This window comes from Methanoculleus oceani (genome assembly GCF_023702065.1).
Classification (GTDB): Archaea; Halobacteriota; Methanomicrobia; order Methanomicrobiales; family Methanoculleaceae; genus Methanoculleus; species Methanoculleus oceani.
In genome coordinates this window covers 1-12,062 of the sequence record NZ_QFDM01000001.1, presented here as the reverse complement: position 1 = coordinate 12,062, position 12,062 = coordinate 1, and the positions used below count along the sequence as shown (strand labels likewise).

Sequence of the window (12,062 nt, the reverse complement as noted above, 5' to 3'; positions counted from 1 at the left end):
AGGCTCCGATGCTGGTAGACCACCTCTTTCTTCCGATCCGGAGCCTTCGAACGCCCGGACAAATTGGTGTTTGTCCGAGAAAAGGTATAAGGAGGAATCGCGAAGTCTCCATCGCCGATGCCCCCCGCGGCATGGTAATCAAAGGTGTATCAGGTTATGAATAGTGTAAAACCGTTGACTGCTGCCCTCGTAATCCTGGCCTTCATCGCTGGAACCGGGGTCGACTATCTCCTTGCAGCGCAGGGCGAGCCCGCCACGGCAGGGGTTGCATGCCCGGAGAGGATCACGTCGCGCGACGCATTGACCGTGGCGCTCCATGATCCGGAGGTCGTCGGGTTGCTGGGCAACAAGAGCATCGATACGATCGTATTTTCAAAGGGCTCCTATCCTGAGAGGAATGTGAACTACACCCAGATTCTCTTTCGCCTCGGGGACCCGGACCCCGACGACCGCATGACCGCCTCGATGATTGTCGTCCAGGTCAACGAGTCATGCATGGTCTCCTCCGTCTACAAGACGTACCCGTCGTATATCCCCGATACTCCCCCGGAGACATAAGACCTCTCATCCGGACGTTTCGCCGGCAAGCGGTGCAGGCTCCTCGCCTCCCTGCACCGCTACGAGCCGCGAGACGCTCTCTGTGTCATCGCGGGCCGTCGCCGCGACGACCACGCCGGTCACCCCCCTTCAGTTCCGCCATGACCTCCTCCAGGGTATAGGTCCGCCCTGCCCTGAGGTCCTCAAGCGACCGCTCGATCTTCCTGAGTGTCTCCTCATCGAGCGGTTCCTCATCGAACACCGTATTCACCGCAACTCCTCGATCTTCCACCCCAGGCAGTCCCGGATCACCGTATACGCCAGCCCCGGCGGGATCGCCCCCTGCTCGGTGACGATCAGGTCGACGTACTCCGCGGGCGTCACGTCGAAGGCCGGGTTCCTGACCTGGACGAACGGAAGTTCCTCCGCCACCGCCCGGGGCAGAACCTCGTCGGGATCGCGCTCCTCGATCTCGATCAGTTCCCCGAGGATGGTCCTCGGAGCAAATTTGTAGGTCTCGGCCGCCACGATGACGTTCGTCCGGGCTTCGTGTGCGGCGTGCGCGATCTGGGCGGTCCCGATCTTGTTCACCACCGCGCCGTTCACCGCGATCGCGTCGGCGCCGACGAAGACGAGGTCGACGTCGTTGATGAAGTAGCGGACCGCCGAGTCGACGATGTAGTTCGTCCGGATTCCGGCGTCGTTCAAGGTCCTGATCGTGACGAGCCCCTGGCCCCGGGGCCGCACCTCCGTCGCGTAGACCTCGAACTCTTTGCCCTGCCGGTGTGCCTCGAGGATGCACCCGAGCGCCGCCTCGGAGTTGCAGTGGGTGAGGAGGACGTCGCCGTCGGATATGTGGCGTGCCCCGATCGCCGCTATCCGCTCGACCGCGTGCTCCGAGTGATCGACGAACTCCGCTGCCCGGGCAAGAACCGCGTCCCGTGCGGCCTCCACGGACTCGAATGAGTCGAGGGCCCGCATAACGCTTCTCACCGCGTTCGGGAGCGAGACGGCGGTCGGGCGGGTCCCGGTGAGGATATCGGCCGCCCTCTGCATCTCCCGTTTGAAGGTCTCGGGGTCGGACGCGTCGAGATTTTTGGCATAATCGGCCAGTGCTTCCACCGCCGCCCGTGCGATCCTGCCGGCGCCCCGGATCTCCATACTCTTTATGCTTGCTGCCGTCTCACTCAGTAACATAGTCATTCATTCAGACGACCACTACATAGACTTATTGACGTGAGAATAGATGTCGGTAGCCGTTGTTTTCGATAGTGCGGGCACACTTCTCCGGACCTACCGTGTAGCACGCGATCTCCTTCACGACGAGATGCTGACCGAGGTCGAGACCACGACCATCACCTTCGGATCAGATGCGCGAGTGCTCGTCGTACTCCACCTCCACTCCCGGGACGTCATGGAAGCGCCGGAGGACCGGCTCCTCTCGGAGTTCTTCCTGGAGCGCTCCATAGGCTTCGGGGTGGCCTGTTCGCGGCGGGTCATCCCCGCCGAGGAGGTCGCGGAGCTCCTCTATACCGACAGGCATGCCCGTATCAGCGATCTGCAGGCCTGTATCAGGCAGGTCTGGAACTGCTGCAAGAGAGAGTCGATCGTCACCATGAACAGCGGCGTGATCCTGAATATGGACCTCTCCTGCATCGAGTTCACGGTGACGACGGGGGGGAGACCGTTTGACGGTGCGAGAGAGGCCGTCAGCGAACTGCACCGGATGGGCGTTCCCGCATACATAGCGTCCGGGGACCGCGTCGCAAAGCTCGAACGGATGGGCGACTACCTCGGCATCCCCCGGGAACGGGTCTACGGCGTCGCGACCCCCTCGATGAAGGCCCGGATCGTCGAAGACCTCCAGGAGCAGTATGACAAGGTTGTTATGGTAGGGGATGCCATCAACGACCTGAACGCTTTCCGGAAGGCGGATCTCGCGGTGCTCACCGAACAGCAGTCCGATCGGAAACCGGATATACTCTATACCACCGCAGACCGGGTGATCCGGAACGTCAGCGAGGTGCCCGGTATTGTGGCGGAACTCCTCGCGGATACCGCGGCGGCCGGGAAAAGTGCAACAATATAAACCCTAATATGATACCACGAGAAGATTAGTTTAACGAGGAGCTCAAGATGACCCCACTCATTACGGTAAAGGACCTCTGCATGGAGTTCAACGGAACCGTTGTGCTCAAAGGCATACATTTCGAGGTGGCGGAGGGAGAGACGGTCGGTATTATCGGAAGAAGCGGGGCCGGTAAGACCGTTCTTATGCACCTGATGCGGGGCGTGGACCAGCCCCCGACACGGGGTGCGATCGTTTATCACGTCGTCGCCTGTGATGCGTGCGACTACATCGGCGTCCCGAGCGAGGCGGGAAAGCCGTGCCCCACCTGCGGGGGCGAACTCAAACCGGTCGACGTCGACCTCTGGGCGGAAGAAAGCGCAGCAATGAAGCGGCGGATCATGCGAAGGACCGCCATCATGTTTCAGCGGACGTTCGCCCTCTACGGTGACGACCGGGTGATCGAGAACATCCTGCGGGCGCTCGACGACGTCGGCTATCCCGCGGAGAAAGCGGTCAGCAGGGCCGCCGACCTCATCGATCAGGTCAGGCTCTCCCACCGGATGATGCACATCGCCCGCGACCTCTCCGGCGGCGAGAAGCAGCGGGTGGTGCTCGCCCGGCAGCTCGCGAAGAACCCGTTCATGCTCTTTGCGGACGAGCCGACCGGGACGCTCGATCCGGAGACCGCGACGCTCGTTCACCGGATGCTCATCGAGAGCGCGCAGAAGAACGATATGGGGATGGTGATCACGTCCCACTTCTCAAACGTCATCGAGGATGTCGTGGACCGGGCGATCCTGCTTGAAAACGGGGAGATCAAGGGAATCGGGGCCCCCGATGAAGTCATCCACCGGTTCATGGAGAACTACAGCGACGTCGAGCAGCACGAGATCGGGGAGGTCGGCGAGAAGATCCTGGTCGCCCGGGACGTGGTCAAGCGCTACCTCTCGGTCGACCGCGGCGTGGTCCGGGCGGTGAACGGCGTCTCGTACGATGTCGGCGAGAAGGAGATCTTCGGGATCATCGGCAAGAGCGGTGCAGGGAAGACGACCCTCTCCCGGATCATATCCGGGATCCTCGAGCCCACCAGCGGCGAGATGAACATCCGGATCGGGGACGACTGGATCGATATGACGAAACCCGGCATCGAAAACCGCGGCCGGGCGAAGGGCTACATCGGCCTCCTTCACCAGGAATACGACCTCTACCCGCACAGGACGGTGCTCGACAACCTCACCGACGCCATCGGCCTTGAGTTCCCCAAGGAACTCGCGATGAGGAAGGCGATCATCACCCTCGGGATGGCCGGGTTTACGCCCGAGAAGAGCAAGGAGATCCTGGACCGCTATCCGGGTCAGCTCTCCGAGGGCGAGAAACACCGTGTGGCGCTGGCCCAGGTTCTCATCCGCGAGCCCCTGCTCGTCGTCCTCGACGAGCCGACCGGCACGATGGACCCGATCACGAAGATCGACGTGAAGCACTCGATCCTCCACGCCCGCGAGGAGATGGACGAGACATTTATCGTGGTCTCGCACGATATGGAATTTGTGAGAGATATCTGCGACCGCGTAGCCCTCATGCGGGGAGGCAAGATCATCCAGATGGGCCCGACGGAGGAGGTGCTCGCCCACCTCACCGAGGACGAACGAAAAGTGATGGGGGCCGGCGGAGCCCCCTGAGGAGCATGTGATGGAGATCCTCCTGGACGGAAAACACATTCTAGTTCCGGCGGGTTCCCGGCTCGGGGATCTCCTCCCTGGATGGGACTTCCGGTGCAGCGTCGCCGTCATCCGCCCGGCACTCGAGGAGGATGCGGCGGAGTCACGGGAGATCAGGTTCGTCACCTCGGCCGGCGATATGGTCGTCGAGGTGGCGGAGCCGACGACGGTCTCCCGGCTTTTTCAGCCCGGGCTTGCCGAACGGCTCCGCCTGCACTGGCAGGACCGCTACGCCGCCGCTTTCGGGCCGTTCGAGTCCGGCGTCCGGCCGGCACGGGAGCCGGGCCGGTATGAACGGGGCGACGTGATCCTCGGGTGCGGCGGCTACGACCCGTCCCTTTCCTACCTGATATTTGCACGTATGCGGCATGCCGCCGACTACGGCGCCCCGTCGGACGGCGGCGTCATCGGGAGGGTCGTCACCGGGCGGGGACTGCTCGACCGGATCGGCGAAGGCGACCGGATCACCGGGGTCGAGCGGGTGCTCCGGCGTGCCGACCGGTCGCACGCGATCATCACCCGCGATGCGGAGTTCCCGCTCGAAGACGGGATGCAGGTCGTCTCCTACGTGGAGGCGGAAGTCCAGGGTTTCGGGGGAGACGGGATAGATACCGCAACCGCCCGGAGCGTCGAGCACTTCCTCCTCTCCGTTCAGAGCGGCGAATTCCTGGCGGGTCGTTCGAGCAGCACCTACATCGCCGATACGCACCTGGTGCCGACGAAAGTCCCTCTTGAGTTCTCCGGGCCGAGGCTTGAAGGAACCGTCACGGTCAGGACGGCAGGGAAATCCTCGGGAGCGGTCTACATCTACACGCAGGGCGTATCGGCAAGCCCGGTGCATACCGTCGTAGGCCGGGTTATCCACGGTATCGAACTCGTACGGTTTGCCGGCGAGGGCGACCTCTTCGCTATCCGTGCAGAACCCGAGCAGTTCGATCTGGTCGGTCTTTCGCTTGCAGACGCCGGGGCGGTCGCCGCCCGGCGGGGCGTCTCCCTCACCGCAGACGAAGCCGTTGGCGACCGCGTGGTGGTCGGCCAGACCCCGGCAACGACGCTCGAGGTGCTGGCCGCAGGGGAGGTCAGGGTCGCAACGGAGCCGGCCGGCCATGTCGTCAGCATCACCCTCGACGAGGCGGCCGCGCCCCGGTCGGTCACGATCTTCCGTGAAGTGACCGGGCTCAAGCATCATGCCGTCGGGAAGATGCCGCTCGCCTTCCGGTTCGAGGACGTCTTCCTCTTCAAGCCGAAGATCGGAAAGGGCGTCGGGATCATCCCGGAGAACACCCCCGCAGGCGAGGTGCCGGCGTTCACCCTCGCGATGACGAACGATTCGCGGCGGGGCGCCGGTATGATCGGCGTCCGCACGACGCCGAACGCCGAGTTCGGCCCGACATCCGAGCCGCTTACGGGGACGAACGTCATCGGGAAGGTGCTCGATGCCGGGAACCTCGATAAGATGCGCGAGGGGACGACGGTATACGTGAAGGAGGTGAAGTGATGGCCGAGTATATTCCCGACTACGTGGGCACGGTGACCAAATACGTCTTTGTCGAGTCCCCGTCCATGACCCCCGGCGAGCTCGCGCTCAGGGCATACGAAGCGTCCGAGGGCGTCCTGATCAAGGAGACGTGTTTCGGGCTGCAGGTGACGGGCGAACCGGAGTCCGTCGACCGCCTCATCGAAGTGATCCGCGCTTTCGACCCGAGCCATATCTTCGTCAAGGACCGGGGGTTCCCTCCCGGGGACCCGAGACGGTGCCGGGCGAACCTCGGCGGAGCGAGGCCGGGCTACCTCGGCCACGAACGGGAGTTCCGCATCCTCCGTTACATCACCCGCGGCCTCGAGGAACTCGACCGGCGGGGCGAGGAGGCGGAGGTGCCGGAACCGACGCCGCCCGCACGGGAGAAGAAACCCAAACTCGATATCAAGCGGCTACAAAAACTCATAGAGACAGAGGAGTCCTGAACAGAATGGCAAAGGTGTTTATTTATCCTGCAACGAGCCTCATTCTCTCCGACCTGGTAGCCCGGTTCGGCCATAAACCGCTCGGTGCAGCCCTTGGTATCCGCGAGCGGATACAGACCGCCGGGGTAGACTCCCCGCCCCTGCAGATCACTCCCGAAGAGCCCAAGCGTGGCCTGAAGTACGCGGCCGTCGAGGTGCCGTCCGGCGTCCGGGGGCGGATGGCTATCTACGGTCCGCTCCTCGAGGAGGCCGAGGCCGCGGTCATCGTCACCGACGCCGACCTTGCGTTCGGGTGCATGGGATGCGCCCGCACCGACGAGTTGATCCTCTTCACCCTGCGCCAGAGCGGCATCCCGATCCTTGAGTTGAAGTACCCCACAAACGAGGAGGAGGGCGTGCAGTTCGTCGCCGCAGTCAGGAAGTTCCTTGCCGGTCTCGAAAAGGAGGGTGAAGCGTGAGTCGGAAGGTGCGGATCGCCCAGCTCTCCTGCGGGCCGGAATACAGCGGCGTCCAGAAGGAGATCTACGAAGCCGCCGAATCGGTGGACGCGGAAGTCTTCTTCCCCGACATCGCGCTCGCCGACGTCGAGCGGGCGGTCGATGCGTTCGGGCTGGACGTCCGGAGCGCCGACTTAAAACTGATGATCGCCCGGGGCAAGGCCCTGGTGGAAGGGAAGGTCGATGCGGACGGGGTCTTCATCGGCACCTGCTTCCGGTGTGCCGAGGCGGCGATCGTCCGAAACGAACTCCGGCGGTATATCCACGAGCACTCGCGGCTGCCGGTGGTGAGTTACTCTTTCACCGAGCGGACGACCTCGGGCACCCTTCTCACCAGGATGGAGGCGCTGACCACCATCGCACGCCGGAGAGCCCTCCTCGCCCGCGAGGAGCAGACCGGGATCACGATGGGCGTCGATTCGGGGTCGAGCACGACGAAGGCGGTCGTGATGAAGGACAACGAGATCGTCGGCACCGGATGGCACCCGACGACCGAGGTGATCAAGAGCGCCGAGAGCGCGGTTGCTGACGCGCTCGAGATGGCGGGGCTCACCCGTGAGGATATCCAGGCGATCGGGACCACCGGATACGGGCGGTTCCTGATCGGCAAGCACCTCGGGGCCGACCTGATCCAGGAGGAGCTGACGGTGAACTCGAAAGGCGCCGTCTACCTCGCCGGCCACCAGCGGGGCGCCTCGACCGTCATCGACATCGGCGGCATGGACAACAAGGCGATCAGCGTGCTCGACGGCATCCCCGGGACCTTCACGATGGGCGGAATCTGCGCAGGGGCGAGCGGCCGGTTCCTGGAGATGACCGCGAAACGTCTCGGCGTGGACATCACCGAGCTCGGGCCCCTGGCCATGAAGGGCATGGGGAAGAACGTCCCGATGAACAGTTACTGCATCGTCTTCGGGACGCAGAGCCTGGTGAACGCGCTCGCCGCAGGGAGCTCGCGTGAGGACGTGGCGGCTGCGGCCTGCCACAGCGTTGCGGAACAGGTCTTCGAGCAGCAGCTGCAGGAGATCGACATCAAGGAGCCGGTGATCATGGTCGGCGGCACCTCGCTGATCGAGGGGCTGGTCTACGCGATGGGCCAGCTCCTGCAGACCGAGATCGTCGTCCCGCCCCACTCACAGTACATCGGCGCGGTCGGGTCTGCTCTGCTTGCATCCGGATTCATCAAGGGAGAATAGATGCCCCCGTTGAACTACTTCGTGGTCGAGTCCCCGGACGAGGTCGGGAGGGACGCCTACGAGCGGATCGCGGCCGATGTCCTCCAGGACCTCGATCTCATCAAGGCGATCGACCGGCTGCACATCTACGTCGACCCGAAGGTGCCGATCTTCGTCGCCGCCGGACTGCTCCGCCACATGCCGCGTGAGATCCGCGTTGCCGACTTTGCAAACGTCAACCCCGGCGAGAGGGAGGTTGTCCTCGATATCGGCGACGAGACCTACCTTGCACCGCTGCTCCAGAAACTCTGGGCCCGCTACGGTAAGGAGAACGTCGACCAGCCCGACCGGTTCACCGTCGTCCTCCCGGCGGCGCTGGCGGGGGAGGGGGATCTCGAGCGGATGGTGGTGGCCGACCCGAGCGAAACGCTGTATAAGGACGTCATCTACGCGCTCCAGTATATTGCCCCCGAGGGGTTCAAGGTCCGCCGCCAGTATATCCGGGACGAGAAGTTTTACTATGTGGCAAGCGAGGATACCCTGCCGGCCGACATCGTGGAGACGATGGTCGCGCCGATCTTCGCAAAGATGGGGGTGACGCTGTGACGACGCTGGTGCCGGTGACCTACAAGGGGGGTGTCTACCGGCACGACGAGATCATGGACCTGATCGACGACCTCGGGGGCTACATCGTGCAGAAACACGTCATGGCCCAGGACGTCGTGCTCCAGTCGTTCGTGCCGCGTGACGATATCGACCTGATACGGGAGGTTGCAAAGCCGCTCGCCGGCGAGGTGATCGAGGCGCCCCTCGTCGGGACCGAGATCGCCGTGGTCAGCCCGAGCCTGGAGATCCACCACCTCCCCCATACCTCCTGCGACATCGCCGAGTACCTCCGGCGGGCAGGCGCGAAGACCAACATGGTCGGGCTCTCCCGGGGATTCGGCAAGCGGATCGCAAACTTAAACGACGAGGAGCGGGACGTCATCAACGAGCACGATCTCGCCGTCTACGCGCTCGGGAGTTTTGAAGAATGCATCCGGCAGAAGTTTCCGGTGCTCAGGCGGGGGATCCACGTGCCGATCGTCGTGACCGGAGCCCCGGACCGCGAAACCCTGATGCGGATCATCGACCCGCCTGTCGAGGGGTACGTCGGGGGCGTCGGCCGGATCATGCACCGGTTCAAGCGCCCCGAGGAGCTCGCGAAACTCGACGAACTGGTGGACGAGGTCTCCCGCACCCTGGACGCCCGGCGGGACAACCTCGCAAAGGACCCCCTCTCTGTCTTCCCGCCCCGCCTGATGGCGATCGTCGAGGAGCAGATCCACGAGGTCACCATGCTGACGCACCCGACGCCGGTGACCGCCCAGATGGAGGGGCTCCGGGTGAAACTTCCCTACGACTCGTACGCCGATGCCGTGCGGTCGCTCGAGGTCGCCGATGGGGTCGCCATCGGGGATATCGCCGACGTTACGCCGTCACGAATGCGCAATTACATATTGATCCGGATTAAACCTTTCTCGGAAACCGGGATATTGGTGTAGCGATGGATTTCGAGAAGATACTCACGAGGGTTGCAGAACGGGGGTCGGACGTCATCGCGGAGGAGCTCCTCCGGGAGATCGAGGCCGAATACGGCAGGGTCCCCCTGATCTTTGAGCGGATGGCGGAACGACCCGAGATCCTCATATCGCACCTGCTCTACAAGGGCGCCGTTGTCGAGACCAGCCAGCTCGAGCCGAAGGTGATCGAGCTGATCAGCCTCGCGGTCGGCGCCGCGCTCAAGTGCAGCCACTGCGTCGAGTACCACATGCAGTCGGCGATGGCGAAGGGCGCGACCCGGGCCGAGATCCTGGAGGTTATCCTGATCGCGGGTATGCTCGCGAACTCCGCGGTCCTCGCGGACGCCTACCGGGTGGTGAACGGTTCGGGCCCCTGCCCCTCCTGCGACATCAACGGCACGGGCCTGAACAAGACCTGTTCCGACGAGTGATCGACTCCTGGTATGTGCGGTATTGCCGGGCAGTTTGCCCTGAACGGAGATGCGGCTGATACGGCCCTCGTCGGGGCGATGGCGGAGCGGCTGGCTCATCGCGGGCCCGACGGCGAGGGGAGCCATTTCTCCGGCCCGGTCGGCCTCGCCCACCGCCGCCTCGCGATCATCGACCTCTCCGACGAAGGCCGGCAGCCGATGGGAAACGAGGACGGATCGCTTCAGATTGTCTTCAACGGCGAGATCTACAACTACCGCGAGCTCCGGGAGGAGTTGCTGGCCGCCGGCCATCGCTTCGCCTCCGCGACCGATACGGAGGTGATCCTGCACGCCTACGAGGAGTGGGGGCGGGACTGCCTCACCCGGTTCAACGGGATGTGGGCGTTTGCCCTCTGGGACGAGCGGCGCCGCGAACTCTTCTGCGCCCGGGACCGCCTGGGCGTCAAGCCGTTCTACTACACCGTGGTCGGAGGGTCGTTCCTCTTTGCCTCGGAGATCAAGGCGCTCCGTGAGCATCCTGAAGCGGGGAGAAGGCCGAACGACCGGATGCTCTCGACGTTTCTTGCGTGGGGGGTCGCGGACCATACCGCCGGGACGATGTACGACGGCATCTTCCAGCTCCCGCCGGCCCACGCGGTCGTCGTCTCGGAGGAGGGCGTCGGGGAGCAGGAGCGTTACTGGGATTTCGCGATGAACCCCGCCCCGGGAGGGGTCGACGACGAAGCCGCAGCGGGGAAGGTCCGGGACCTCCTGACCGATGCCGTCCGGCTCAGGCTTCGAAGCGACGTCCCGGTCGGAACCTGCCTCTCGGGAGGCATCGACTCCTCGACGGTCACCGCCCTGATCAACGTTCTCCTGCGGGCGGAGAGTCCGGAGAGCGTCGGGGACCGGCAGAAGACGTTCTCGGTCTGTTTCGATGACGAAAGGTTCGACGAGAGCCGGCATATCGATACGGTGGTCGCGGCGACGGGCGTTGCCAGCCGCCGGACGATACCGGGCACGGACGGGCTCTGGGAGGATATCGGGAGATTGCTCTATATGCAGGACGAGCCGTTTGCGTCTCTCTCGATCTATGCCCAGTACTGCGTGATGCGGCTTGCCCAAAGCGAGGTGAAGGTGGTCCTCGACGGGCAGGGTGCCGACGAGCAGCTTGCAGGGTACATCGCCTACCAGGCGCCCTACATCCGCGGTCTCCTCCGGAGCGGCAACGTCGCCGCCGCTCTCCGGGAGGGAATCGGGAGTGCCCGGCACCACCGGTCCTTCTTCTCGTGGGCGACCCGACAGTTCCGGGTCCGTTCGGAGCGGCGGGGCCTTCTCCGGGGGTCCGTGCCGGAGGTTCTCCGGTATGCGGGATCGCTTGACGAGGTGCTGAAACGGGAGGTCACGGCATCGAACCTTCCCCTCCTGCTGCACTGGGAGGACCGGAACTCGATGGCCTTCTCGATCGAGGCCCGGGTCCCGTTCCTCGACTACCGGCTGGTGGAGTACCTCGCAGGGCTCCCGCTCGACCAGAAGGTCCGCCGCGGCGTCACGAAGTACGTCCTCCGGCGGGCGATCCGGGGGCTGGTCCCCGACGCCGTCCGGTGCAGGATGGACAAGATGGGATTCGTCACCCCCGAAGAGGTCTGGATGAAGGACGAACTTGCATCCCATATCCTCGCGCTCTTCTCCTCGCCCGAGTTCTCCCGGCGGCCCTACTGGGACGCGGAACAGGTGCTCCGGAACTACTGGGAGTTCCTTGAGGGGAAGAGCGCGTACTCCACCGAGTTCTGGCGGATAGCCTGCGCGGAGCTGTGGCTCCGACAGTTTGAGGAGGAGACTGCCGGTGGAGTAGTTGAAGTTTGAGCAGTGCTCTTCGAGCGGTTCATACTTCCTTTTCGGTTGCATACTCCATACACGGATTTCCACTGGGTATCGCGTCTGGGGGGTGGGGACAGGGGAGGGGGGCAAGCCCCCCTCCCCCTCCGCCCCCCCCCCCCTGGCGATTGGAACTGGAAATCCGTGCACGGTGCAAACAACACCCCGAAGAAAAGAAGTTCGAGACAGTCCCCAGACATCAAGCAAGCGATCTGGAGACGTTTGAAGAGTTAACTCAAGTCCCTACGC

13 protein-coding genes are annotated in these 12,062 nt (G+C 64.1%); 11 read left to right on the top strand and 2 right to left on the bottom strand.

Going from position 1 to position 12,062, the window contains the following annotated elements:
- The first annotated feature begins 156 nt into the window (after positions 1 to 156).
- Complete coding sequence (locus tag DIC75_RS00065) at positions 157 to 558, top strand: hypothetical protein (protein WP_250985976.1); 402 nt, start codon at positions 157 to 159, stop codon at positions 556 to 558.
- Positions 559 to 643: 85 nt separating this feature from the next.
- Here the strand turns inward: DIC75_RS00065 and DIC75_RS00060 are convergent, their stop codons facing one another.
- Together DIC75_RS00060 and DIC75_RS00055 are read right to left on the bottom strand one after the other, a co-directional pair.
- A complete protein-coding gene (locus tag DIC75_RS00060; protein ID WP_250985975.1) occupies positions 644 to 808 on the bottom strand; it encodes a hypothetical protein in 165 nt (54 codons plus the stop codon).
- Positions 805 to 1,734 (bottom strand): ribose 1,5-bisphosphate isomerase, encoded by a 930-nt coding sequence (locus DIC75_RS00055; protein WP_250985974.1) that lies wholly within the window; start codon positions 1,732 to 1,734, stop codon positions 805 to 807. Before DIC75_RS00055 ends, DIC75_RS00060 begins: the two co-directional genes overlap by 4 nt.
- Positions 1,735 to 1,783: 49 nt before the next feature.
- On the opposite strand from DIC75_RS00055, the gene DIC75_RS00050 reads away from it, so the two are divergent.
- The 10 genes from DIC75_RS00050 to asnB are packed head-to-tail and all read left to right on the top strand — an operon-like array spanning position 1,784 to position 11,801.
- The gene (locus DIC75_RS00050; RefSeq protein WP_250985973.1) at positions 1,784 to 2,626 is read left to right on the top strand and encodes an HAD family hydrolase; all 843 of its coding nucleotides are present in this window, start codon (positions 1,784 to 1,786) and stop codon (positions 2,624 to 2,626) included.
- 47 nt (positions 2,627 to 2,673) lie between these two features.
- A complete protein-coding gene (gene atwA, locus DIC75_RS00045; RefSeq protein WP_250985972.1) occupies positions 2,674 to 4,287 on the top strand; it encodes a methyl coenzyme M reductase system, component A2 in 1,614 nt (537 codons plus the stop codon).
- A 10-nt stretch (positions 4,288 to 4,297) separates the two neighbouring features.
- Positions 4,298 to 5,824, top strand: a complete 1,527-nt coding sequence (gene mmp3, locus DIC75_RS00040; RefSeq protein WP_250985971.1) for a methyl-coenzyme M reductase-associated protein Mmp3 — start codon at positions 4,298 to 4,300, stop codon at positions 5,822 to 5,824.
- Positions 5,824 to 6,291, top strand: coding sequence for a methanogenesis marker 6 protein (locus DIC75_RS00035; RefSeq protein ID WP_250985970.1), 468 nt, complete (start codon positions 5,824 to 5,826; stop codon positions 6,289 to 6,291). Before mmp3 ends, DIC75_RS00035 begins: the two co-directional genes overlap by 1 nt.
- A 5-nt stretch (positions 6,292 to 6,296) precedes the next feature.
- Positions 6,297 to 6,749, top strand: coding sequence for a methanogenesis marker 5 protein (locus DIC75_RS00030; protein ID WP_250985969.1), 453 nt, complete (start codon positions 6,297 to 6,299; stop codon positions 6,747 to 6,749).
- A complete protein-coding gene (locus DIC75_RS00025) occupies positions 6,746 to 7,984 on the top strand; it encodes a methanogenesis marker 15 protein (RefSeq protein WP_250985968.1) in 1,239 nt (412 codons plus the stop codon). Before DIC75_RS00030 ends, DIC75_RS00025 begins: the two co-directional genes overlap by 4 nt.
- Entirely contained in the window at positions 7,985 to 8,569 is a 585-nt protein-coding gene (locus DIC75_RS00020) for a methanogenesis marker 17 protein (protein WP_250985967.1), read from the top strand. It begins immediately after the preceding gene.
- Positions 8,566 to 9,507, top strand: coding sequence for a methanogenesis marker 7 protein (locus DIC75_RS00015; RefSeq protein ID WP_250985966.1), 942 nt, complete (start codon positions 8,566 to 8,568; stop codon positions 9,505 to 9,507). Before DIC75_RS00020 ends, DIC75_RS00015 begins: the two co-directional genes overlap by 4 nt.
- A gap of 2 nt (positions 9,508 to 9,509) precedes the next feature.
- Positions 9,510 to 9,956: a carboxymuconolactone decarboxylase family protein gene (locus tag DIC75_RS00010; protein ID WP_250985965.1), complete on the top strand. Its 447-nt coding sequence runs from the start codon at positions 9,510 to 9,512 to the stop codon at positions 9,954 to 9,956.
- Between the two features lie 12 nt (positions 9,957 to 9,968).
- Complete coding sequence (gene asnB, locus DIC75_RS00005) at positions 9,969 to 11,801, top strand: asparagine synthase (glutamine-hydrolyzing) (protein ID WP_250985964.1); 1,833 nt, start codon at positions 9,969 to 9,971, stop codon at positions 11,799 to 11,801.
- Positions 11,802 to 12,062 lie beyond the last annotated feature (261 nt).

What these genes read in the sequence shown, in the direction of transcription:
- DIC75_RS00055 (WP_250985974.1), bottom strand. Translation starts at nt 1,734, where the DNA reads ATGTTACTGAGTGAGACGGCAGCAAGCATAAAGAGTATGGAGATCCGG.
- DIC75_RS00010 (WP_250985965.1), top strand. Translation starts at nt 9,510, where the DNA reads ATGGATTTCGAGAAGATACTCACGAGGGTTGCAGAACGGGGGTCGGAC.
- asnB (WP_250985964.1), top strand. Translation starts at nt 9,969, where the DNA reads ATGTGCGGTATTGCCGGGCAGTTTGCCCTGAACGGAGATGCGGCTGAT.
- DIC75_RS00030 (WP_250985969.1), top strand. Translation starts at nt 6,297, where the DNA reads ATGGCAAAGGTGTTTATTTATCCTGCAACGAGCCTCATTCTCTCCGAC.
- atwA (WP_250985972.1), top strand. Translation starts at nt 2,674, where the DNA reads ATGACCCCACTCATTACGGTAAAGGACCTCTGCATGGAGTTCAACGGA.
- DIC75_RS00020 (WP_250985967.1), top strand. Translation starts at nt 7,985, where the DNA reads ATGCCCCCGTTGAACTACTTCGTGGTCGAGTCCCCGGACGAGGTCGGG.
- mmp3 (WP_250985971.1), top strand. Translation starts at nt 4,298, where the DNA reads ATGGAGATCCTCCTGGACGGAAAACACATTCTAGTTCCGGCGGGTTCC.
- DIC75_RS00050 (WP_250985973.1), top strand. Translation starts at nt 1,784, where the DNA reads ATGTCGGTAGCCGTTGTTTTCGATAGTGCGGGCACACTTCTCCGGACC.
- DIC75_RS00035 (WP_250985970.1), top strand. Translation starts at nt 5,824, where the DNA reads ATGGCCGAGTATATTCCCGACTACGTGGGCACGGTGACCAAATACGTC.
- DIC75_RS00065 (WP_250985976.1), top strand. Translation starts at nt 157, where the DNA reads ATGAATAGTGTAAAACCGTTGACTGCTGCCCTCGTAATCCTGGCCTTC.